Source organism: Pseudomonas sp. COR18, from assembly GCF_048568395.1.
GTDB lineage: Bacteria > Pseudomonadota > Gammaproteobacteria > Pseudomonadales > Pseudomonadaceae > Aquipseudomonas > Aquipseudomonas fuscovaginae_B.
In genome coordinates this window covers 4,620,821-4,644,320 of the sequence record NZ_CP183808.1, presented here as the reverse complement: position 1 = coordinate 4,644,320, position 23,500 = coordinate 4,620,821, and the positions used below count along the sequence as shown (strand labels likewise).

The window sequence follows — 23,500 nt, the reverse complement described above, 5'->3', positions numbered from 1 at the left end:
ATGCCGGTGATCGAATCCCAGCTCGACCGTCACAGCGCCGATTTCGCCCGCCACCGCGACGCCCTGCTTGCCAGCCTCGAACAGCTCCGCCAACTGGAGCGAAAGCTGCTGGACAAGGCCGAACAGGCCCGCGACAAGTTCGCCAGCCGCGGGCAGTTGCTGCCGCGTGAACGCCTGAACCTGCTGCTCGACCCCGGTGCGCCGTTCCTCGAACTGGCCAGCCTGGCCGGCTACAAACTGCATGACGACAAGGACGGCAGCCAGGCCGGTGGCGGCCTGATCGCCGGGATCGGCTACGTCTGCGGCGTACGTCTGCTGGTGGTGGCCAACAACAGTGCGATCAAGGGCGGAACCATTTCCCCCAGCGGCCTGAAGAAGACCCTGCGCCTGCAACAGATCGCCATGGAAAACCGGCTGCCGGTGATCACCCTGGCCGAAAGCGGCGGTGCCAACCTGAACTATGCGGCGGAGATTTTCGTCGAGGGTGCGCGCTGCTTCGCCAACCAGGCCCGGATGTCGGCCATGGGCCTGCCGCAGATCACCGTGGTCCACGGCTCGGCGACCGCTGGCGGCGCCTACCAGCCGGGGCTGTCGGACTACGTGGTGGTGGTGCGCGGCAAGGCCAGGCTGTTCCTCGCCGGGCCGCCACTGCTCAAGGCCGCCACCGGCGAAATCGCCACCGACGAGGAGCTGGGTGGCGCCCAGATGCATGCCCAGTTGGCCGGCACGGCCGAATACCTGGCCGAGGACGATGCCGACGGCATTCGCCTGGCCCGCGAGATCGTCGCCGCGCTGCCGTGGAATGCGCGGCTGCCGCAGGCGCCCGCACCGGCTTTCGCCGAACCGCTCTACCCGATCGACGACCTGCTGGGGCTGATTCCCGATGACCCGAAAAAGCCCTATGACGTGCGCGAGATTCTCGCCCGCCTGGCCGATGGCTCGCGGTTCCTGGAATTCAAGGGCGAGTTCGATGCGCAGACCGTCTGCGGCCACCTGCAGATCCACGGCCGCCCCTGTGGGGTGATCGGCAACAACGGCCCGATCACTCCACAGGGCGCGGCCAAGGCGGCGCAGTTCATCCAGCTATGCGACCAGAGCCACACGCCCTTGCTGTTCCTGCACAACACCACCGGTTTCATGGTCGGCACCGAATCCGAGCAACAGGGCGTGATCAAGCATGGCGCGAAGATGATCCAGGCGGTGGCCAATGCCCGGGTGCCCAAGCTCACCCTCGTCGTCGGCGGCTCCTATGGCGCCGGCAACTATGCCATGTGCGGCCGCGGCCTCGACCCGCGCTTCATCTTCGCCTGGCCCAACAGCCGCACCGCGGTGATGGGCGCAGCCCAGGCCGGCAAGGTGCTGCGAATCGTCACCGAGGCCCGGCAGCTCAAGGAAGGCCAGGCCGTCGAGGGAAAGATGCTCGACATGCTCGAACAGATGACCGCCCAGAAACTCGACAGCCAGTCCACCGCCCTCTATGGCACCGCCAACCTGTGGGACGACGGCCTGATCGACCCACGAGACAGCCGCACACTGCTGGGCTATCTGCTGGATATCTGCCACGAGGCCGAGGTCAGGCCGTTGCAGGCCAACAGCTTTGGCGTGGCGCGCTTCTAACGCTCACAGGAGAACGACAACCATGATCTTTACCCAGGAACATGAAGCGTTGCGCCGTACCGTTCGCCAGTTCGTCGACCATGAGATCAACCCCCACGTCGAGGAATGGGAAAAGGCCGGGCGCTTTCCGATCCACGAGATCTTTCGCAAGGCCGGCGCACTCGGCCTGCTGGGCATTTCCAAGCCGGAGAAGTTCGGCGGCATGGGCCTGGACTACAGCTATTCGATCGTCGCCGCCGAAGAGTTCGGCACCGTGCATTGCGGTGGCATTCCCATGTCCATCGGCGTACAGACCGACATGTGCACCCCGGCCCTGGCCCGCTTCGGCTCCGATGAACTGCGCGAGGAATTCCTGCGCCCGGCCATCAGCGGCGAGCAGGTCGGCTGCATCGGCGTCTCCGAGGTCGGTGCCGGCTCCGACGTCGCCGGGCTCAAGACCCAGGCGCGCAAGGACGGCGACGACTACGTGATCAACGGCAGCAAGATGTGGATCACCAACTCGCCGAGTGCCGATTTCATCTGCCTGCTGGCCAACACCTCGGACGACAAGCCGCATGTGAACAAGTCGCTGATCATGGTACCGATGAACAGTCCCGGTATCAGCCTCAGCCCGCATCTGGACAAGCTCGGCATGCGCAGCTCGGAAACCGCCCAGGTGTTCTTCGACGACGTGCGCGTGCCGCAGCGCAACCGCATCGGCCAGGAAGGCGCCGGGTTCATGATGCAGATGCTGCAGTTCCAGGAGGAACGGCTGTTCGGCGCGGCGAACATGATCAAGGGCCTGGAGTACTGCGTCGACAGCACCATCGCCTACTGCAGGGAGCGCCGGACCTTCGGCAGCCCGCTGATCGACAACCAGGTCATCCATTTCCGTCTCGCCGAACTGTCCACCGAGATCGAGTGCCTGCGGGCACTGGTCTACCAGGCCACCGAGCAGTACATCAAGGGTCGCGACGTCACCCGCCTGGCGTCGATGGCCAAGCTCAAGGCCGGGCGGCTGGGCCGGGAAGTCACCGACAGTTGCCTGCAGTACTGGGGCGGCATGGGTTTCATGTGGGACAACCCGGTGGCCCGCGCCTATCGCGACGTGCGCCTGGTGTCGATCGGTGGTGGTGCCGACGAGATCATGCTGGGCATCATCTGCAAGCTGATGGGCATCCTGCCGGGGAAAAAATCATGAGTACCCTGCCCGACTGCCAGACCCTGCGCCTGGAGGTTCGTGGCGGCGTGCTGCAGATAACCCTCGACCGCCCGGACAGTCGCAATGCAATGAGCCTGCGGATGGTCGCCGAGTTGCGCCGCGTGCTGGCCGCGGTGCGCGAGGACCGCGGCGTACGCGCCTTGGTGCTGCGCGGGGCCGGCGGCCATTTCTGTTCCGGTGGAGATATCCGGGACATGGCCGAGGCCCGGGCCCAGGGGACGCAGGCCTACGCGGAGCTGAACCGGGCCTTCGGGGCGTTGCTGGAAGAAACCCAGCGCCAGCCACAGGTGGTGATCGCACTGCTGGAGGGCGCGGTGCTGGGGGGTGGCCTTGGCCTGGCCTGTGTCAGCGATATCGCACTGGCCACCCATGACGCCCGGTTCGGCCTGCCGGAGACCAGCCTCGGCCTGCTGCCGGCGCAGATCGCGCCGTTCGTGGTGCGGCGCATCGGCCTGACCCAGGCCCGGCGCCTGGCACTGACCGCGGCGCGTTTCGACGGTAACGAGGCGGCGCGGTTGGGGCTGGTCCATGTTGTCGAGCGCGATGCCCAGGGGCTGGAGGAGCGCCTTGCTGAAGTGCTGGCCCAAGTGCTGCGCTGCGCGCCAGGGGCCAACGCGGCGACCAAGGCGCTGCTGCTGGATGAACAGCCGCTGGGGGCGTCGCTCGACCAGGCGGCGCGCTGGTTCGCGGAGGCGGTGACCGGGGCGGAAGGCGTCGAGGGGACATTGGCCTTCGTGCAGAAGCGCGAGCCGCGGTGGGCCGGTTGACGCTTTCGCGGGCAAGCCCTGCTCCTACGAGGTCTGGGTGTACCCGAAAGTCATGGGCAACTCCACTCGTGTAGGAGCAGGGCTTGCCCGCGAAAAGGCCCGAATGTTCAACACCTAACCAAAGGACCGCCGCCATGCCCGCCTTCAACAAGATCCTGATCGCCAATCGCGGCGAAATCGCCTGCCGGATCATCCGCACCGCCCAGGCCCAGGGCTATCGCACCGTCGCCGTCTACAGCCAGGCCGACGCCGCTGCCCGCCACGTGCAACTGGCCGACGAAGCCTTGTGCATCGGCGCGCCGCAGGTGTCCGAGTCCTACCTCAACAGCCAGGCCCTGCTCGACGCCGCCCACCGCTGCGGTGCCGATGCGATCCACCCCGGCTACGGCTTTCTCTCGGAAAACGCCGACTTCGCCCGCGCCTGCCAGCAGGCCGGAATCGTCTTCATCGGTCCCGACGCCGCGGCCATCGAGCTGATGGGCAGCAAGCGCCAGTCGAAAATCGCCATGCTCGCCGCCGGCGTACCCTGTATCGACGGCTACCAGGGTGCCGCCCAGGATGAAGCGACGCTCACCCGCGAGGCGCAACGGATAGGCTACCCGCTGATGATCAAGGCCAGCGCCGGTGGGGGTGGCCGCGGCATGCGCCTGGTCCACGGGCCCGAACAACTGGCCGAACAACTGCGCACCGCCCGTTCCGAAGCGCTGCACGCCTTTGGCAGCGACGAGCTGATTCTTGAACAGGCACTGATCGAACCGCGCCATGTGGAGATCCAGCTGTTCGGCGACAGCCATGGCAACCTGTTGTACCTCGGCGAACGCGACTGCTCGATCCAGCGCCGTCACCAGAAGATCGTCGAGGAAGCGCCCTGCCCGATCATGACCGCCGAACTGCGCCAGGCCATGGGCGAGGCGGCGTTGCAGGCCGGGCGGGCGGTGAACTACGTCGGCGCCGGGACCGTCGAATTCCTGCTCGATACCTCCGGGCGCTTCTATTTCCTGGAGATGAACACCCGCCTGCAGGTGGAACATCCGGTCACCGAGCTGATCACCGGGCTGGACCTGGTGGCCTGGCAGCTCGACATCGCGGCAGGGCTGCCGCTGCCCCTGCGCCAGGAACAGGTCACGCTCCAGGGCCATGCCATCGAGGTGCGCCTGTACGCCGAAGACCCGACCCATGGCTTCCTGCCGCAGACCGGCCAGGTGCTGGGCTGGGAGCCGCCCCGCTCGGAAGGCGTGCGGATCGATCATGGCCTGCTCGAGGGCCAGGCGGTCAGCCCGTTCTACGACCCGCTGCTGGCCAAGCTGATCGCCCATGGCGCAACCCGCGAGGAAGCCCGGCGCCGGCTGCTGCGTGCGGTCGAGGATTGCGTGCTGCTGGGTCTTGCGAGCAATCAGCGGCTGCTGGCGAGCCTGCTGCGCCATCCATCGTTCGCCGCCGGCGACTTCAGCACCGCGTTCATCGTCGAGCACTTGGATGCCGACCCGAGCCTGCAAGCCTATCAGCCGTCGAGCCGTGAACTGGCTCTGGCCACCGCGCTGTTCTACCAGGCCGGGGCCGTGCCACATGGCGCCAGGCTCGGCGGCTGGCGCAACAATGCCGGTGTCCCACGATGCTATCGCCTGGCGCTGGGCGAGACCGCAATCGACCTGCAACTGCTCGCCCGGCACGACACATCGCTGCTGGTCAGCCACGCCGGGCAGCAGGTCGAAGTCCGGCTGCTGGAATGCGACGGTCGTTGGGTCACGGCCGAACTCGACGGCGTGAGGCGACGCCACGCGTATCGGCTGGACGGCGAACAGCTCTGGCTGTTCACCCGCCCGGGCAACCTGCTGCTGCGCGACCTGAGCCTGGCGGTCACGCAAGGCCAGGCCGCGGCAAGCTCGGGCACCGTGAAGGCACCGATGGACGGGGCGATCGTCGACGTGCTGGTCAGCGAAGGCAGCACGGTCAGCAAGGGCCAATTGCTGATGGTGCTGGAGGCGATGAAGATGGAACATCCGCTGAAGGCCGCTATCGACGGCGTGGTGCGGCGGGTCCAGGCCAACCGGGGAGACCAGGTGAAAAGCCGGCAGATTCTGCTGGTGGTCGAATGAGCGGCTAGGCGGATTGGCTGGCATTGGCTACGCTTGAGGCGGACTAGGATGCTGTCTTCGGAGCTCGAGATGCCTCACTGGCTGGTGATTGATCTGGAGGCCACGACGGATGATGGAGGCTGGCCACTGGCGGAGATGGAAATCATCGAAATCGGTGCCACCCTGGTCAACCGCGAGGGCCGGGAGCTGGACCACTTCCAGCGTTTTGTACGGCCGTTGCGCCGGCCGCTGCTGACCCCCTTCTGCCGTGAGCTGACGCATATCAGCCAGGCCAATATCGACGCCGCTGCGCCCCTGGCCGAGGTCTGGGAGGCCTTCGAGCGCTGGCTCGGCCAGCATCAGGCACGGCTGGAGGGCTGGGCCAGTTGGGGCGACTACGATCGCCGGCAACTGGAACAGGACTGGCGGCAACTGCAAGTGACCAGCCTGTTGAGCGGGCTGCCCCATGCCAACCTCAAGCAGCGTTTCGCCAAGGCGCGCAAGTTGCAGAAACCACTGGGGCTCAACGGTGCCTTGCAACTGGCGGGGCTGCAGTTCAGCGGGCAACAGCATCGGGCGCTGGAGGATGCGCGTAATACTGCGCGGTTGCTGCCATTGATTCTGCCGGTTTGAGGAGAATGGCCGCCGTTGGCGGTTCGCCGGCAAGTCGGGTCGCCGCACCGCCTGCTCCTACAGGGTGGCGGCGTATATACATTTCACGCACGACACACCCTGTAGGAGCAGGCGGTTCGGCGCCCCGACAAGCCCTGCTCGCAGGGCTCAATCGGATCGGCAGCAGGTGACGGGAGCAGGCGGCTTGGGCATACTGGCCGGCCCCATTTTTCAGCTCATTTCGAGGAATCGCCCATGTTTAAAGTCAACGAGTACTTCGACGGCACCGTCAAGTCGATTGCCTTCGCACAAGCCGAAGGCGCGGCCACCATCGGCGTCATGGCTCCGGGCGAATACGAGTTCGGCACCGCCCAGCGCGAAATCATGCACGTGGTCTCCGGCGCCCTGACCGTCAAGCTGCCTGACAGCAACGAGTGGGAAACCTTCGCCAGCGGCAGCCAGTTCAATGTACCGGCCAACAGCAAGTTCCAGCTGAAGGTCGCCGTGGAAACCGCCTACCTGTGCGAGTACCGCTGAGTTCTGGCGGGTAATACCCAAACGGCGCCCACGGGCGCCGTTTTTCATGGAGGTTTCAGCTACGGCGTGGTCACCACGCCCGGCTCAGTGCCCCGGGCATTGAACTGCAACGCCGCCAGCCGCGCATACAGCGGGTTGCTGGCAATCAGTTCGGCATGGGTACCGATCGCTACCAGCCGGCCCTGATCCATCACCGCGATACGATCGGCGTTCTGCACCGTGGCCAGGCGATGGGCGATCACCAGGGTGGTGCGGCCCTGCATCAGGCTCGGCAGCGCCTGCTGGATCAGGTGTTCGCTCTGGGCGTCGAGGGCACTGGTGGCCTCGTCCAGCAGCAGGATCGGCGCATCCACCAGCAACGCCCGGGCGATCGCCAGGCGCTGGCGCTGGCCGCCGGACAGGCCGAGGCCGGCATCACCCAGATGGGTCTGGTAGCCCTGGGGCATCTGCATGATGAAGTCGTGGGCATGGGCGATCCGCGCCGCCTCGCGGACCTGCCCGTCGCTGGCCGTCGGGTTGCCGTAGCGGATGTTCTCCTCGACGCTGCCGAAGAACAGCGCCGGGCTCTGCGACACCAGGGCGAAACAGCGGCGCAGGTCCAGCGGGTCGAGTTGGGTCAGCGGCTGACCGTCGAGCAGCAGGCGGCCCTGTTGCGGGTCGTAGAAGCGCAGCAGCAGGTCGAACAGGGTCGACTTGCCTGCCCCCGACGGCCCGACCAGCGCCAGGGTTTCGCCAGCCCTGACGCTCAGATCGAGGCCGTCGATGGCATGGCTGTCCGGACGCGACGGGTAGCTGAAGCGCAGGTTTTCCAGCACCAGGTTGCCGGCGACCCGCTCGGCCAGGCGTACGCCGCCGTCGGCGGGGGCCGTGATGGCATTGCTCGACTGCAGCAGCTCGGCAATCCGCTCGGCGGCACCCGCCGCCCGTTGCAGTTCGCCGATGACCTCGCTCAGGGTGCCGAAGGCACTGCCGACGATCAGGCTGTAGAACACGAAGGCCGCCAGTTCACCGCCGGAAATCTTCCCGGCGATCACGTCCATGCCGCCCACCCAGAGCATCACCCCCACCGCGCCGAGCACCAGCACGATCACCAGGGTGATCAGCCAGGCGCGCTGGACGATACGCTTGCGGGCGGTCTGGAAGGCCTGTTCGACGGTCGCGGCGAAGCGCTGTTCATCCTGCGCCTGGTGGTTGTAGGCCTGCACGGTCTTGATCTGGCCGAGGGTCTCGGCCACATAGCTGCCGACATCGGCGATGCGGTCCTGGCTCTGGCGTGACAGGCTGCGCACCCGCCGGCCGAAGATCAGGATCGGTGCCAGCACCAGCGGCAGGGCGATCACCACGATGCTCGTCAGCTTGGGGTTGGTGACGAACAGCAGCACCACGCCGCCGATCACCATCAACGCATTGCGCAGGAACAGCGACAGGGAGGAGCCGATCACCGATTGCAGCAGGGTGGTGTCGGCGGTCAGCCGCGACTGGATCTCCGAACTGCGGTTGTTCTCGTAGAAGCCCGGATGCAGGTAGATCAGGTGGTTGAACACCTGGCGGCGGATATCGGCGACCACCCGTTCGCCGATCCACGACACCAGGTAGAACCGGGTGAAGGTGCCCACCGCCAGCCCCAGCACCAGCAACAGGAACAGCCCGATGGACTGGTTGAGCAGGTGCGGCGACTGGGTCATGAAGCCCTTGTCCACCAGCAGGCGGATGCCCTGGCCCATGGACAGGGTGATGCCGGCGGTGACGATCAGCGCCAGCAGCGCCGCCACCGTCTGCCAGCGATAGGGGGCGACGAACTGGCTGGCCAGGCGCATGGCCCGGCGTTGACGAGCAGAAAGCATGATGGGAATCCGTTGTGCGATGCACAGAGCCTACACCCAAGTTCGAGTGAACTTTCGTGAAACGCAATCAGTCAGGTTAATTATGACCGGGAATACTAGGGCCTAGAGACGATCGGTCTAACGTGCGGCTGGCGGGAACCTGTGGTTTCTGTTGCACTGAAATCACGCGGCCCGCTGTTGTCGACGGTGTCACAGCCTGGTCATGCCGCGGATATAAACTCGATAGGCACCTGATGAGGAGACAGGCCATGGACTTGCAACACAGCACTAACCAGATCCCGGTGATTCGTCATCCCAAGCCCGAGGCACTGGGCTGTGCGATTATCGACGCGGCCGGACGTGAAGTCCCGATCACCGAGGAAATGATCCAGAACGCCTGCCGCGAACTGGAACAGCGATTGGTCAAGCCTGCGCAGCAAGACTGATAGCCCGAACTCTTTTTATCGACCCGGCCCTGAGGCCGGGTTTTTTCTGCCTGCCTGGCGGTGAGATGCACCGCGCTCCGGGGTCGTGGGCAAGATCAGACGAGCACGGCGCCCAGCGCCAGCACCATGCGCCGCAGTTCCTCGGATTCGCCGTTGATCCTGACCGCCAGCCCCTCGATCTCGCGACGCTGCGGGTAATGCTTGCGCAACAGGTCGAACGCCGCCCGCTGTTCGGCGACGCTGCCGACCAGGCTGCGGCGGAAATCCGCGTCGTCGCGGCGCGGGTCGTACACCGCCCGACAGATCATCGCCATGGCCCAGGCCGGGTCGCTGTCGGCGTTGAGGGTGACTTGCGCCAGGCCCGGTGCGGGCAGCAGGTCCTCCAGGCGAACCACCGGCGGCTGGCCGCTGAAGGCGCAGTAGGCCTGGTAGATCTGCGCCGTGCCACGCTGCTTGCCATCCAGGCTGTAGCCGCCGATATGCGGCGAACCGAGCACGCAGAGCGCGGCCAGCTCGACATCCACCTGCGGCTCGGCCTCCCACACGTCGAGGACCGCCTGCAGGTCCTCGCGGTCCAGCAGCACCTCGCGCAGGGCCTCATTGTCCACCACCGGACCGCGGGCGGCGTTGATCAGCCAGGCCCCCTGGCGCAGTCGCTGCAGGCGTTCCCGGTCGAGCAGGTGCCAGGTCGCCAGATCACCGGTACGGGTCAGCGGGGTGTGCAGGCTGATCACGTCGCAGTGTTCGAGGATCTGCTCCAGGTCGACATAATCGCCACCTTCGGCCGCCTGGCGTGGCGGGTCGCAGACCAGCACCTTCCAGCCCAGGCCACGCAGCACCTTGACCAGGCGCCCACCGACCTCGCCGGCGCCGATGACGCCATAGGTGCGGCTGGCCAAAGGAAGACCCTCGATTTCCGCCAGGGTCAGCAGGCTGCCCAAGACGTAGTCGACCACCCCGCGGGCGTTGCAACCGGGCGCACTGGACCAGTGAATGCCGGCCTCGTCGAAGTACGCCAGGTCCAGGTGGTCGGTGCCGATGGTGCAGGTACCGACGAAGCGCACCCGGCTGCCTTCGAGCAGTTCGCGGCTGACCGGCGTCACCGAACGCACCAGCAGCACATCGGCCTCGGCCACCGCCGCGCGATCGATGGCGCGCCCCGGATAACGGCGGATCTCGCCGAAACCGGCAAAGAACGCATCGATCAGGGGAATATTCTCGTCGGCAACAATCAGCATGGCGGGCTCCTTTGGCAGGCCGGCAGTTTGGCGCAGATCGCCCGCCGCCACCAGTCGGTGGGCGATCATCGGCAGAGAAAATCCCGGCTTACGGCCAGCGTCATTACAAATGCCCTACAGAGGAAATTTCCTGACCGTTGCGTCAAGGCGTAAACTCCGCGGTTTTCCCCGCAATACTTGGATACATCACTGGTGAGCACCGTTACCGATACCCCTGCCCTCGGCCGCCCGGCACAAGCCCTGCTGGAAATGCGCAACCTGCTGGGACTGGCCCTGCCGATCATCATTGGCCAACTGGCCCACACCGCCATGGGCTTCGTCGATGCGGTGATGGCCGGCCGCGTCGGCCCGCGGGATCTGGCCGCGGTGGCGCTGGGCAACTCGATCTGGGTACCGGTGTTCCTGCTGATGACCGGCATCCTGCTCGCCACCACGCCCAAGGTCGCCCAGCGCTACGGCGCCGGGACGCCGGAGCAGATCGGCCCGATCGTGCGCCAGGCGCTGTGGCTGGCCGTGGTGGTCGGCCTCGGCGCCGGGGCGGTCCTGTACAACGCCGAGCCGATCCTGCACCTGATGAAGGTCGACCCGGAACTGATCGGGCCGTGCATGGACTACCTGCGCGGCATCGGCACCGGCCTGCCGACAGTGGCGCTCTACCATGTGCTGCGCTGCTGCAGCGACGGCATGGGTCGCACCCGGCCGAGCATGGTCCTGGGCCTGTGTGGGCTGGCGCTGAACATTCCGCTGAACTACGTGTTCATCTATGGCCATCTCGGCGTACCGGCCCTCGGCGGTCCCGGCTGCGGCTGGGCCACGGCAATCGTGATGTGGGTGATGCTGCTGGGTATGGCCGGCTGGGTGCGCTGGGCCGAGGTCTATCGGCCAAGCCAGGTGTTCAGCCGTTTCGACTGGCCGGATTGGACGGTGATCAAGCGCCTGCTGGGCATCGGCCTGCCGATCGGTATCGCGGTGTTCGCCGAATCGAGCATCTTCGCGGTGATCGCCCTGCTGATCGGCAGCCTCGGTGCCCATGTAGTGGCCGGACACCAGATCGCCCTGAACATCAGTTCGCTGGTGTTCATGGTCCCCTACTCCCTGGGCATGGCGATCACCGTTCGCGTCGGCCAGGCCCTGGGCCGCGAGCAACCGCGCGCGGCACGCTTCACCGCCGGGGTCGGGGTGGCGACGGCATTGGCCTATGGCTGCGTGTCCGCGAGCCTGATGCTGCTGTTTCGCGAGCATATCGCGACCATCTATACCAGCGATCCGGTGGTGATCCAGGTGGCGACCATGCTGATCGTGTATTCGGCGCTGTTCCAGTTCTCCGACGTGATCCAGGTCACGGCGGCCGGGGCGTTGCGCGGCTACCAGGACACCCGGGTGACGATGATCCTGACCCTGTTCGCCTACTGGGGCATCGGCCTGCCGGTGGGTTATGCACTGGGATTGACCGACTGGTTCGGCGCGCCGAGTGGCCCGAGCGGGTTGTGGGAAGGCCTGATCGTCGGGCTGTCGTGTGCGGCAGTGATGCTGTCGATTCGCCTGGCGCGCAGTTCGCGCAAGCGGATCAGGGTGAGCCGGGCGTAGCTGCCGGGGCCGCCACAGGACCTGTGACGGGGAGCCAACGGTCTGGCGCGGTCCTTGTAGGAGCCTGGCTTGCCAGCGAACGCGGCCTCAAGGGCGCTGAAGGCTTCGCTGGCAAGCCAGGCTCCTACAAGGGTCTGCGCAGGTTTCACGCCTGCACAGCGGCCAGGGGTCATTCGGCCTTCTTGCGAATCCAGTACAGGTAGGTGCCCGCCTCTTCCCGCTGTTCCACCAGTTCATGGTCGAGAAACACACAGAACTTGGGGATGTCGCGGCGGGTCGACGGGTCGGTGGCGATCACCTTGAGCAGGCCGCCAGGCTGCAGGTCGCGGATATGCTGGTGCAGCATCATCACCGGCTCGGGGCAGTTGAGCCCGGTGGCGTCGAGGGTGCCGTCAACGTTGGGGTCGTAAGGCTGGGTCATTCTTAACTCCTGAAACCGATGCGGCATTATCGCGGCTTTTTCACGTCCAGTCGACGCAGATGGCAGGTCACTTCCTCGCGGTCGTGGTACAACTGCTTGCAGCCGACCGCCACCTTGATCCTGCGGGCCCTGAAGCCTTCGTCGATGCGGTCCAGCAGGCGACGGACCTCGGCATAACGCTGCTTCATCGGCAGCTTGAGGTTGACCACCGCTTCCCGGCAGTGCCCCTCGCCGACCCAGCTTTCCAGCATGGCCGCGGTGCGCGCCGGTTTCTCGACGATGTCGCAGACCATCCAGTCCACCGGCTGCTTCGGCTTGTAGGTGAAACCGTCGGCCATCAGGTGCTGGACCAGGCCGGTGTCCATCAGGCTTTCGGCCATCGGGCCGTTGTCGATGGCGGTCACCAGCATGCCGCGGTTGACCAGCTGCCAGGTCCAGCCGCCAGGCGCCGCACCGAGGTCGACGCCGGTCATGTCGCCGTTGAGGCGCTCTTCCCACTGGTCACGGGGAATGAAGTGGTGCCAGGCCTCCTCCAGCTTGAGGGTCGAGCGGCTTGGCGCATCCTTGGGGAACTTCAGGCGCGGAATGCCCATGGGCCACATCGCCGAATTGCCGGCGTCGGCCATGCCGAGGAAGACTTCCCGGCCACTCTTGAAGGTCAGCAGCAGGCGCGGCTTGCCGGCGTCCTCCAGCAACCGGCCGGCCTTGAGCAGGGCCTTGCGCAGCGGTGCCTCGAACTTCTTGCAGAAATTCGACAACTCCTTGCCGTCGTTGGTATCGAGCACTTCCAGCCAAAGGCTGCCACACACCGGATAGTCCGCCAGGTTTTCCAGGATCACGCTGATCCGGTCGGTTTCCGGCAGATCGAGGAAACGGCCACGGGCCCACTGGCGCGGGAAGATCAGTTCGGCAAAGCGCAGGCCGGCCATCAGCCGGGCCGCGCCGGCGGCGTCGGCGCAGACGAATTCGGCGCAGGCGCTGTTCGGCTTGGCCTTGGCATAACCGGCCACATCGAGGCGCGCGGCCTGTTCGGCGATTTCGGAACAGACTTCGCCTTCGAAGCCGGGCCGGCAGTGCATGAAGAGGGTGTTCACAAAAATTCCTGAGCTGGACAACTGTAACGAGGAGGCCTGGCGATCGGCAGGCCCGGATGCCGCACGACGGCGCCTGCAAACCCGCGCATGATAGCCGAGTTTGGAACCTTGGACTCCCCCCGACAGTCCAGTGATTAGCCAGATCACTCGAACAGGGCTAGATTCAAGGCTCTGCTTGTACCACCCGGCCCGTGCCGTGCGGGCCTCAAGGAGTCATTCATGTCATCTCTCGATAGCCTGAAAACCCTTAGAACCCTGCAGGTGGGCGCCAAGACCTACCACTATTTCAGCCTGCCGGAGGCCGCCCGCGCACTGGGCGACCTGGACAGGCTGCCGATGTCGCTCAAGGTCCTGCTGGAAAACCTGCTGCGCTGGGAGGACGGCAAGACCGTCACCGACACAGACATCAAGGCCCTCGCCGCCTGGCTGCAGACGCGCGGTTCCGATCGGGAAATCCAGTACCGCCCGGCCCGGGTGCTGATGCAGGACTTCACCGGCGTGCCAGCAGTGGTCGACCTGGCCGCCATGCGCGCCGCCGTGGCCAAGGCCGGCGGCGATCCGCAGCGGATCAACCCGCTGTCGCCGGTCGACCTGGTGATCGACCACTCGGTGATGGTCGACCGGTTCGCCAGCCCCGCGGCCTTCGGCGAGAACGTCGATATCGAGATGCAGCGCAACGGCGAGCGTTACGCCTTCCTGCGCTGGGGCCAGAACGCCTTCGACAATTTCAGCGTGGTGCCGCCGGGCACCGGGATCTGCCACCAGGTGAACCTCGAATACCTCGGCCGCACGGTCTGGACCCGTGACGAGGACGGCCGCACCTATGCCTTCCCCGACACCCTGGTCGGCACCGACTCCCACACCACCATGATCAACGGCCTCGGTGTACTCGGCTGGGGCGTGGGTGGCATCGAGGCGGAGGCGGCGATGCTCGGCCAGCCGGTGTCGATGCTGATTCCCGAGGTGATCGGCTTCAAGCTGACCGGCAAGCTCAAGGAAGGTATCACCGCCACCGACCTGGTATTGACCGTCACCCAGATGCTGCGCAAGAAGGGCGTGGTCGGCAAGTTCGTCGAATTCTACGGCGACGGCCTGGCCGAACTGCCTCTGGCGGACCGGGCGACCATCGCCAACATGGCCCCGGAATACGGGGCCACCTGCGGTTTCTTCCCGGTCGACGAGGTCACCCTGGAGTACCTGCGCCTGTCCGGCCGCCCCGCCGCTACCGTCGATCTGGTGGAGGCCTACAGCAAGGCCCAGGGGCTGTGGCGCCTGCCGGGTCAGGAACCGCTGTTCAGCGACAGCCTGGAACTGGACATGGGCAGCGTCGAAGCCAGCCTGGCCGGGCCCAAGCGCCCGCAGGACCGGGTACCGCTGCCCAAGGTGGCACAGGCCTTCAGCGACTTCATCGGCCTGCAGCTCAAGCCGGCCAGCAAGGAGGAGGGCCGCCTGGAAAGCGAGGGCGGCGGTGGCGTGGCGGTCGGCAATGCCGACCTGGTCGGCGGCGTGGACTATAGCTACGAAGGCCGGACCCATCGCCTCAAGGACGGTGCCGTGGTGATCGCCGCCATCACTTCCTGCACCAACACCTCCAACCCCAGCGTGATGATGGCCGCCGGGTTGCTGGCGAAAAAAGCCGTGGAAAAGGGCCTCAAGCGCCAACCCTGGGTCAAGAGTTCCCTGGCACCCGGCTCCAAGGTGGTGACCGATTACTACCAGGCCGCCGGCCTGAGCCGCTACCTCGATGAGCTGGGTTTCGCGCTGGTCGGCTACGGCTGCACCACCTGCATCGGCAACTCCGGGCCGCTGCCGGACCCGATCGAGAAGGCCATCCAGCAATCGGACCTGACCGTCGCCTCGGTGCTCTCGGGCAACCGCAACTTCGAGGGCCGGGTGCATCCGCTGGTCAAGACCAACTGGCTGGCCTCGCCACCGCTGGTGGTGGCCTACGCCCTGGCCGGCAGCGTGCGCATCGATCTCAGCCGTGAGCCGCTGGGCACCGGCAGCGATGGCCAGCCGGTGTACCTGCGCGATATCTGGCCGAGCCAGAAGGAAATCGCCGATGCCGTGGCCCGGGTCGACACCGACATGTTTCACAAGGAATACGCCGAAGTGTTCGCCGGTGACGCCCAGTGGCAGGCCATCGAGGTGCCGCAGGCCGCCACCTATGCCTGGCAGGCCGATTCGACCTATATCCAGCACCCGCCGTTCTTCGACAGCATCGACGGCCCGCTGCCGCTGATCGAGGACATCCGGGGCGCCCGGGTGCTGGCATTGCTGGGGGATTCGGTGACCACCGACCACATCTCCCCCGCCGGCAACATCAAGGTCGACAGCCCGGCCGGACGCTACCTGCGCGATCAGGGCGTGGAGCCACGGGACTTCAACTCCTACGGCTCACGGCGCGGCAACCATGAGGTGATGATGCGTGGCACCTTCGCCAACATCCGTATTCGCAACGAGATGCTGGGCGGCGAGGAAGGCGGCAATACCTTGCATATCCCTTCGGGGGAAAGGCTGGCGATCTACGATGCCGCCATGCGCTACCAGGCCGAGGGTACGCCGCTGGTGGTGATCGCCGGCCAGGAATACGGCACCGGCTCCAGCCGCGACTGGGCGGCCAAGGGTACCAACCTGCTGGGGGTCAAGGCAGTGATCGCCGAGAGCTTCGAACGCATCCACCGTTCCAACCTGGTGGGCATGGGTGTGCTGCCGCTGCAGTTTCCGGCCGGGCAAAACCGCAAGACCTTGCAACTGACCGGCAAGGAAACCCTGAGTATCGAAGGCCTGGGCGGCGCCCCGTTGCAACCGCGCATGAACCTCAGGCTGGTCATCAAGGGTGAAGATGGCCGGTCGCGCGAGATCGAAGTGCTGTGCCGCATCGACACGCTCAATGAGGTCGAATACTTCAAGTCGGGAGGCATCCTGCATTACGTTCTGCGGCAGTTGATCGCCGCCTGAGGACTGCGAAGGCAACACGTGGAAAAACACTGGCCTGGCCAGTGTTTTTTCATTGGTCAGGGGGACTGGAGGGCGGGTTATCATGCTCCGCCTTGTCCGCCTGATTCTCCAAGGAGCCGCATGTCCGTCCTACCCTGGCCTTATCTGGCCCTGCTTTCCCTGGGTTATGCGCTGGCGCTGAGCGTTGGCCAATTGGGCCTGCCCAGCCTCCTCGCTTTCGCCCTGCTGCTGATCAGTGCCGCAGCCGTCCTGCAACCTCGCAGCCGCGTGGGTCGCTATCTGGGCCATGGTCTGTTCGTACTGCTGGCTGTCGCCCTGGCCCTGCACTGGCTGCCGGGCTTCCAGAACGGCCGGGTGATCAGCGCCCTGCGCCTGACCCCGGACGCCGTGCCGTTCACCCTGTACCTCAATCTGGATAAACCGCTGATCGGCTTCTGGCTGCTGCTGGTCTGTCCCTGGCTGGTCAATCGCCGTACGCCGGGACGCGTGCTGCTCAGTGCGACCAGCGCCTGGGCCATGAACTCGCTGCTCGCCCTGGGGTGCGCCTGCCTGTTGGGCATCGTCAACTGGGCGCCGAAATGGCCCGAGCAAGGTGGCTGGTGGCTGCTGAACAACCTGCTGCTGGTGAGCCTGGTCGAGGAAATCCTGTTTCGTGGCTATATTCAGGGCGGGCTGAGCCGCTGTTTCAAATCCTTTCCACGGGGCGAAACCCTGGCCTTACCGGGGGCTGCGCTGATTTTCGGGCTGGCGCACGCCGGTGCGGGCTGGCAATGGGTGCTGCTGGCGACACTGGCTGGCATCGGCTATGGTCTGGCCTATCGCTATGGGGGCCTGGCCGCAGCCGTCCTGGCCCATGTCGCGCTTAATACCGTGCACTTCGTATTCTTTACTTATCCGATGTTGCAACCGTTCTAAAGCCGGATGAACGGCTGAACTCGTTAATCTCCAGCGTGTTCGACTCGTATTCAAGGACGAGTGCGAGTACGCAAGAGCCAAATTGTGAAACGGTCATGAAAGTTGAAAAATATATTTAATATTTCCCCTGTCATGCCGACAACCTGTCAAAGCCTTGCGGATTGAAAAACCATGCGGAATAACCAACCCATTACCCAACGTGAACGCACCTTTCCCGCTCAGCAACGGTTGATTTCCACTACCAATGCCAAAGGCGTGATCACCTACTGCAACGACGCGTTCGTCGAAATCAGTGGGTTCTCCCGTGACGAACTGATCGGCGCCCCGCACAACCTGGTGCGGCACCCGGATGTTCCGACGGCGGTGTTCGAGCACATGTGGAACACTCTGAAACAAGGCCTGCCATGGATGGGCATTGTCAAGAATCGCTGCAAGAGCGGTGACCATTACTGGGTCAACGCCTATGTGACACCCGTCTTCGAAGGCAACCAGGTGGTTGGCTACGAATCGGTGCGGGTCAAGCCCACCGCCGAACAGGTCCGCCGGGCCGAAGCGCTGTACCTGCGCATCAACCAGGGCAAGTCGGCGATTCCACGCCGGGACAAGTGGCTGCCGATCGTCCAGGACTGGCTGCCCTTCATCCTGGTCAGCCAGGTCAGCTTCCTGATCGGCGTGTGGCTCAACTCCCACTGGGGCTTCGCTCTTGCCGCCGCGCTCTCGGTACCGCTCGGCCTGCTGGGCCTGAGCTGGCAGCAACGCGGCCTCAAGCGCCTGCTGCGCCTGGCCGAGCAGACCACCTCGGACCCGCTGATCGCCCAGATGTACACCGACAGCCGCGGCGCCCAGGCTCGCCTGGAAATGTCGATCCTCAGCCAGGAAGCGCGTCTGAAAACCTGCCTGACCCGCCTGCAGGACACCGCCGAGCACCTCAACGCCCAGGCCAGGCAGTCCGACGACCTGGCCCAGAAGAGCTCCAGCGGCCTCGATCGCCAGCGCCAGGAAACCGAGCAGGTGGCGACCGCCGTCAACCAGATGGCGGCCACCACCCAGGAAGTCGCCAGCCACGTCCAGCGCACGGCCGACGCCACCCAGGAAGCCAACCGCCTGACCAGTCGCGGCCGCGATATCGCCGGGGAAACCCGCGAAGCCATCGAGCGGTTGTCGGTGGTGGTCGGTGAAACCGGCGGCACCGTGACCCAACTGGCCAAGGACAGCGATGAAATCGGTGGCGTGGTCGACGTGATCAAGGGCATAGCCGACCAGACCAACCTGCTGGCACTGAACGCTGCCATCGAAGCGGCCCGTGCCGGCGAGATGGGCCGCGGTTTCGCGGTGGTGGCCGACGAGGTACGCCAACTGGCGCAACGCACCAGCGAATCCACCGGGCAGATCCACGCCCTGATCGCCAAGCTGCAACAGACCGCCAACACCGCCGTGCAGACCATGGACGCCGGCCATCGCCAGGCCCAGGAAGGCGTGGCACGGGTACTGGAAGCTGACGAGGCACTGGTGGGGATCAGCGAAGCGGTGGCCAATATCACCGACATGACCACCCAGATCGCCGCCGCGACCGAGGAGCAGAGCTCGGTGGCCGAGGAGATCAGCCGCAACATCAGCACCATCGCGCAACTGGCGGACCAGACTTCGGAGCAGGCGCACAACTCGGCGCAACTGAGCGAGGAACTGACCCACACGGCCCATACGCAATATTCGCTGGTAGAGCGTTTCAACCGATAGTTTCAAGTAAAACAGAGAAAACCCGATGACCGAAAGGCATCGGGTTTTTTATTGCCCGCAATAACATTAAATAGTTCTCTTTTATAAGTAAGAAATTTCCTCAAAGAAACAAACTTGGCACTTACAGAAAAACTACATATCAAACAAAAAATTCAAAACTCTTGACAACACCCAAGACTTAATATTCGTTGAGTACCTGGCACTATATCGCATAACCAACTGATAGCGTTTCAGACCTGAATGCATTATTTGCCAAAAGCACACGTATCGGCGCAGAACTCTCAAAACAATCTGTAACGCGTCTGATCGTGGGAAATGCCTGACAACACTCAATCAGATAAAAGGACTATCCTAATGAAGGACTTGGAGATTCAAAGCTCACCCATTTTTCTGCAAGCTCCATATGTGGAAGCTGCGGCCCCCGAAGACGGACTCTTGCAGGCAACGGACCTGGACAAACCGCTGGCGGTCACGGTGACTCTCTGGAACGATGTCAGTGCCGACGAAACCTGCCAATTGATCTGGAACGGGGTGCTGGTTGGAACCCCTACCCCTCTGCCCGGTTACCAGACAGGCGACAAACTCACCTTGGCATTACCAAGTGAATACCTGTCCGAAGAGGGTAGAAACGAGCTTCAGTATAGGGCGTATGATATTTATAGCGAGCTATCAAGTGACTCTCATATCACTCCGATCCTTATAGACCGCACACCGCCCGGAGGTGAACTTCTTGCATCAGTCATCCTACCCAGTATCGCTCTCGATGGCTTGACCAACAGCGAACTGATCGAACTTGGCGACCAACTCACCGCCACTGTCCCGGGCTACTTCGATATGAAGTGGGGAGATGTCATACACAGCTATTGGGGCGAACATGCCGGTCCCAGCCACACGGTCCAGCCCGAGGAACTCGGTAGCGGAAAAGTTCAACTCACCGTCGAGCGAAACTTCCTCGAGCAACTGGGCAACGGCGAGTTCGCCATCAGCTACAGCGTTCGCGACCGGGCCGGGAACGTTTCGGTACGTTCGCAATCGGTGCTGCTCAAGCTGCAACTGCAAGAGTTGCCGGCCAACCTGGCGGCCCCCGTACCGCTGAAGATCGAGGACGGCCAGGTTCACGACCTGCATGCGCGCCTGGGGGTGAAGATCGGCGTGCCGACCTATGACCATGTCGCCATCGGCGACGAAATCCGCGTGCTGTGGAATGGCGAACCGGTCGGCGGCAAGCGGATAATCAGCGTCCATGAGCTGGGCAAGCCGTTGCTGCTCAACGTCATGGTCACCTACCTGTCCATTTCCCGCCACGGCGATGGTCCGGCCAGGGTGACCTACCAAGTCTGCCGCAATGGCGAGACCTTCGTCTCCCCGGACCTGGAGCTCGAGGTTTTTTTGCAACTGCCCGGCCCCCAGGACCCGACGCCCAAGACCCTGGTCAACGAGGCCCTGGCCGCACCGGTGGTCAAGAGCAAGAATCCGGACGTCCAGACCCTGGACAACTACCTGGACGAAGACAGTGCACACTTGGCCGCCGACGTCGTCATCGCCTGGCGCGACGCCTTCCGGGCCGGTGACCGGATCAACCTGTTCTGGGGCAAGGCGGAACATCCGCTGGTTCGCCCCATCACCCAGCAGGACGTCAACAGCGGCTGCTACCTGGTGATCAACGTGCCGAACAGCCTGATCGTCGAGCAGGGCTGCGGGGTGGATATCCGTGTGCAATACACTGTGACCCGCGAGGGCAACCCGAATACCTCCTATTCCCCCAAGCAGTTGGTGGCGGTGATCTTCCAGATCCAGTTGCCGGGCGGTGAGGAGGGGCTGATGGAACCGGTGTTCAGCGGTGCCAGCGTGTTGAATGTGGTCGACCCGCGCAAGGATCCGGAAGGCACCGTGGTACACGTCGCACCCTACCGCAACATGAAGGAAGGTGACCGTATCCTCCTGCGTTTCTGCGGTTTCGATGCCCTGACGGGCGGTAATCCGATCGACAAGGCCACCTACACCAGCGAACACGTGGTCACCGGCCGCGACCTGCGCTACGGCTATCGCTTCCGGGTGCCGCTGGCACGCCTGATGGCCGTGGAGCACGGCCGTGGCCGGGCCCATTACGAGGTGAGCAACAGCCTGGGACGAGCCACCTCGTTGCCGGCTGATGTGTATATCTCGTCCCGCACGCCGGTCAAGGTGCGCTGAGCGTCGGCCATGAAAAAACCCTCGACGAGGCGTCGTCGAGGGTTTTTCATGGGTCAGGAGAGGCCAGGAATCAGAATCCGTAGCGCACGCCGACGCTCACCCCCCAAGGCTGCTCGATGTGCTCGCCCTTCATGTAGTCGACATGAGCATGCAATTGCAGGTTCTTCGACAAGGCGGCGGAAACACCCGTCCCCAGCTCGGCGCGGCTGCCGAACAGGCTGTTGTCGAACGACACGTCGTTGATCTTCACGGTATTGCCACTACGGGAAAACTCATGGACCAGGGCTGCCTTGAGATAGGGCTGCAACAAGCCGCCATCCGCCAGTTGCAGGTTACGCCCCAGCGTCGCTCCCGCCTTGCCGAGTACCGACTGGGTATGATCGTTCTGCGCTCTCAGGCCGTTGTCCAGGGTATAACGCTCTCCCTTGACCATGACCGTCGATAGTTGCGCATAGGGTTCGATGAACACATCCTGCTGCAGCTTGATGTGTTTACCGAACTCCAGCGAGCCGCCATAGGCAAAGTTGTCGTAGCTGCCCTTGGCCTTGACGCCGTTGGTCATCGCCACATCCGCCTTGTTGCGCAAGCGGTTCAACTTGGCGACGGCATCCAGGTAATAATCCTCGTCCATCAACCAGGTGCCATAGGCCCCGATATAACCGCTGTCCACCGAACCGGCGGTCCCCCGGCTGAGACTGAGGTCGGACTCGCTGTGACCGACCATGGCACCGACCAGCAGTTGCCCGTTGCTGACCGGCACGGGCAGGTCGAAGCCGAGGGACAAGCCCTTCTGACGCTGCTTGTAACCGAACCCTGCATCCGCGGTGATGTTGTACTGGTTACCGTAACCGCGGATCCAGCCGCCGCCCTCGCCGCTGGTACGAATTTCCCCCATGCGGCTGCGCAAGGTCGCCAATTCGCCATACCAGATCGTCGGTCCGACGCTGAACAGTCCCAGAGCCGCCTGGCTCGAAGGGCTGATGGTCTTGCCTGAGCCAACGATGAACCAATCGTCGCCCTGCCTTTCCAGCAGGTAGGAATAGGCGCCCAGGTCGACACTGCCGCCGACCACATCGAACCAGGCATCGCCGCCTTCGGTATGCACCACATGCAATGGCGTGATCTCCGGCGAGTTCGGCTCCTGGCCGGTGTTCTCGATATTGAGCAGGAACTCGCCATTGGCCTGGCCATTGACACTCAGCAGGTCGCCGGTATTGTCCAGCAGGTTGACGTGCATGTTGAACATGCCGGTCCCCGACAGCTCGCCCAGGGACAGAGTGCGGAACTGGTCGGCCGAACCCAGGGTCACGCTACCGCCGCCCAGGGACAACGACTTGACCTCGGCATCGGCGACCAGGGTCCAGTTCGCGCCACTGTTGATGGCCACGCTGTTGGTGTTGACCAGATTGCCGGTGAGCTGGGCGTTGTTCTGCAGGGTAACGTCCAGGGTGCTGGTGTCATCGGCGACCAGGTCGCCGCTCAGGACTGAATTGCCAACACTGAAACCGACGGTGCTGTTCTCCCTGACATCCAGCAATAGGCCGTTTCCGGCCAGCAGACTGGAACCGTTCTGGACAACGATCTCTGCTTCCGCCCCATCGACGACCCGGATGGCCGGCCCGATCAGCCCCTCCAGCGTTGAATTGTCGAGGACAACCTGGGATGTCGCATCAATCGGTATCGGTGCTCCAGGGCCGCTGGTATCACCTATGATGTGCAGGCCAACCGACTCCCCTCGCCCATAGCTGCCATTGGTCATCTGCAATGTACTGCCCGCCAGCCTGATAGCCTCGCCATCATTCCCTGCCCCGGCCACGGCAGTCACCGTTGAGTGATCCAGCGTGAGTTCACCCAGAGGAGATACGATCGCACCGATTCCCATGCCGGAGACGCTGCTGTCCCGCAGACTCGCCCTGGAACTCAGTGGCGATCCACCATTCATGATGGTACCGACCTGCAATGCCCTGCCATTGGCATTGTTGATCGTCCCATTGACGATCGTCGCCCGGCCATGGGACAACGATAATGCTCCATTCACCGTCCCATTATTGATCTGGACATCGGAGAACCCGCTGCTATTTCCCGTGACGCTGACCGAGTTGGTAACCGCGCCATCGAATATCTGCAACACGCCACGGTTGATTACCTGCCAGGACTCAACCGGGCTGGAGGCATTCAGGGTTTCAATGCGATTGCTTACCGTACCGTCTGTTCCATTGCTATTGTCGATTTGGGTCGCGTGAACCTGAAAGCTCAGGCTTGCACCACAGGACAAC

General features: G+C 64.3%; 18 protein-coding genes. 13 read left to right on the top strand and 5 right to left on the bottom strand.

Annotated elements, in window-relative coordinates; all coding sequences use genetic code 11:
* From atuC to ACM62G_RS21460, 6 genes are all read left to right on the top strand, one after another.
* Entirely contained in the window at window positions 1-1,617 is a 1,617-nt protein-coding gene (gene atuC / locus ACM62G_RS21485) for a geranyl-CoA carboxylase subunit beta (RefSeq protein ID WP_273826453.1), read from the top strand.
* A gap of 22 nt (window positions 1,618-1,639) precedes the next feature.
* Window positions 1,640-2,797 (top strand): citronellyl-CoA dehydrogenase, encoded by a 1,158-nt coding sequence (gene atuD / locus ACM62G_RS21480; RefSeq protein ID WP_273825411.1) that lies wholly within the window; start codon window positions 1,640-1,642, stop codon window positions 2,795-2,797.
* The gene (locus ACM62G_RS21475; RefSeq protein ID WP_419735494.1) at window positions 2,794-3,585 is read left to right on the top strand and encodes an enoyl-CoA hydratase/isomerase family protein; all 792 of its coding nucleotides are present in this window, start codon (window positions 2,794-2,796) and stop codon (window positions 3,583-3,585) included. The genes atuD and ACM62G_RS21475 overlap by 4 nt, the downstream gene beginning before the upstream one ends.
* 134 nt (window positions 3,586-3,719) lie before the next feature.
* Window positions 3,720-5,681: an acetyl/propionyl/methylcrotonyl-CoA carboxylase subunit alpha gene (locus ACM62G_RS21470; RefSeq protein ID WP_419735493.1), complete on the top strand. Its 1,962-nt coding sequence runs from the start codon at window positions 3,720-3,722 to the stop codon at window positions 5,679-5,681.
* A gap of 69 nt (window positions 5,682-5,750) precedes the next feature.
* Entirely contained in the window at window positions 5,751-6,293 is a 543-nt protein-coding gene (locus tag ACM62G_RS21465) for an exonuclease domain-containing protein (protein ID WP_273825432.1), read from the top strand.
* Window positions 6,294-6,527: 234 nt separating this feature from the next.
* Window positions 6,528-6,809, top strand: coding sequence for a pyrimidine/purine nucleoside phosphorylase (locus tag ACM62G_RS21460; RefSeq protein ID WP_054058295.1), 282 nt, complete (start codon window positions 6,528-6,530; stop codon window positions 6,807-6,809).
* Window positions 6,810-6,868: 59 nt separating this feature from the next.
* On the opposite strand, the gene ACM62G_RS21455 is transcribed toward ACM62G_RS21460, so the two are convergent.
* The gene (locus ACM62G_RS21455; protein ID WP_419737545.1) at window positions 6,869-8,662 is read right to left on the bottom strand and encodes an ABC transporter transmembrane domain-containing protein; all 1,794 of its coding nucleotides are present in this window, start codon (window positions 8,660-8,662) and stop codon (window positions 6,869-6,871) included.
* A gap of 239 nt (window positions 8,663-8,901) precedes the next feature.
* On the opposite strand from ACM62G_RS21455, the gene ACM62G_RS21450 reads away from it, so the two are divergent.
* A complete protein-coding gene (locus tag ACM62G_RS21450; RefSeq protein WP_054060385.1) occupies window positions 8,902-9,078 on the top strand; it encodes a PA1571 family protein in 177 nt (58 codons plus the stop codon).
* A 95-nt stretch (window positions 9,079-9,173) separates the two neighbouring features.
* On the opposite strand, the gene pdxB is transcribed toward ACM62G_RS21450, so the two are convergent.
* Window positions 9,174-10,316, bottom strand: coding sequence for a 4-phosphoerythronate dehydrogenase PdxB (pdxB, locus tag ACM62G_RS21445; RefSeq protein ID WP_054063117.1), 1,143 nt, complete (start codon window positions 10,314-10,316; stop codon window positions 9,174-9,176).
* Between the two features lie 192 nt (window positions 10,317-10,508).
* On the opposite strand from pdxB, the gene ACM62G_RS21440 reads away from it, so the two are divergent.
* Window positions 10,509-11,903: an MATE family efflux transporter gene (locus tag ACM62G_RS21440; RefSeq protein WP_419735492.1), complete on the top strand. Its 1,395-nt coding sequence runs from the start codon at window positions 10,509-10,511 to the stop codon at window positions 11,901-11,903.
* A 169-nt stretch (window positions 11,904-12,072) separates the two neighbouring features.
* Here the strand turns inward: ACM62G_RS21440 and tusA are convergent, their stop codons facing one another.
* Both tusA and rlmM read right to left on the bottom strand, forming a co-directional pair.
* Window positions 12,073-12,324, bottom strand: coding sequence for a sulfurtransferase TusA (gene tusA / locus ACM62G_RS21435; protein ID WP_017905604.1), 252 nt, complete (start codon window positions 12,322-12,324; stop codon window positions 12,073-12,075).
* A gap of 26 nt (window positions 12,325-12,350) precedes the next feature.
* Window positions 12,351-13,418: a 23S rRNA (cytidine(2498)-2'-O)-methyltransferase RlmM gene (gene rlmM, locus ACM62G_RS21430; RefSeq protein ID WP_419735491.1), complete on the bottom strand. Its 1,068-nt coding sequence runs from the start codon at window positions 13,416-13,418 to the stop codon at window positions 12,351-12,353.
* A 219-nt stretch (window positions 13,419-13,637) separates the two neighbouring features.
* Here rlmM and acnA point away from each other — a divergent pair, with 219 nt between their 5' ends.
* From acnA to ACM62G_RS21410, 4 genes are all read left to right on the top strand, one after another.
* Window positions 13,638-16,379: an aconitate hydratase AcnA gene (gene acnA, locus ACM62G_RS21425; RefSeq protein WP_419735490.1), complete on the top strand. Its 2,742-nt coding sequence runs from the start codon at window positions 13,638-13,640 to the stop codon at window positions 16,377-16,379.
* A gap of 120 nt (window positions 16,380-16,499) precedes the next feature.
* A complete protein-coding gene (locus ACM62G_RS21420) occupies window positions 16,500-17,294 on the top strand; it encodes a CPBP family intramembrane glutamic endopeptidase (protein ID WP_419735489.1) in 795 nt (264 codons plus the stop codon).
* 171 nt (window positions 17,295-17,465) lie between these two features.
* On the top strand, window positions 17,466-19,031 hold the full coding sequence (locus ACM62G_RS21415) for a methyl-accepting chemotaxis protein (RefSeq protein WP_054060390.1): 1,566 nt from the start codon (window positions 17,466-17,468) through the stop codon (window positions 19,029-19,031).
* Window positions 19,032-19,799: 768 nt separating this feature from the next.
* Window positions 19,800-21,224: a hypothetical protein gene (locus tag ACM62G_RS21410; RefSeq protein WP_419735488.1), complete on the top strand. Its 1,425-nt coding sequence runs from the start codon at window positions 19,800-19,802 to the stop codon at window positions 21,222-21,224.
* Between the two features lie 70 nt (window positions 21,225-21,294).
* Here ACM62G_RS21410 and ACM62G_RS21405 read toward each other — a convergent pair whose 3' ends face one another.
* Complete coding sequence (locus tag ACM62G_RS21405) at window positions 21,295-23,166, bottom strand: autotransporter outer membrane beta-barrel domain-containing protein (RefSeq protein ID WP_419737544.1); 1,872 nt, start codon at window positions 23,164-23,166, stop codon at window positions 21,295-21,297.
* Here ACM62G_RS21405 and ACM62G_RS21400 point away from each other — a divergent pair.
* Window positions 23,066-23,467: a hypothetical protein gene (locus ACM62G_RS21400; RefSeq protein WP_419737594.1), complete on the top strand. Its 402-nt coding sequence runs from the start codon at window positions 23,066-23,068 to the stop codon at window positions 23,465-23,467. The two genes, ACM62G_RS21405 and ACM62G_RS21400, sit on opposite strands and share 101 nt — an antisense overlap.
* The last annotated feature ends 33 nt before the right edge of the window (window positions 23,468-23,500 follow it).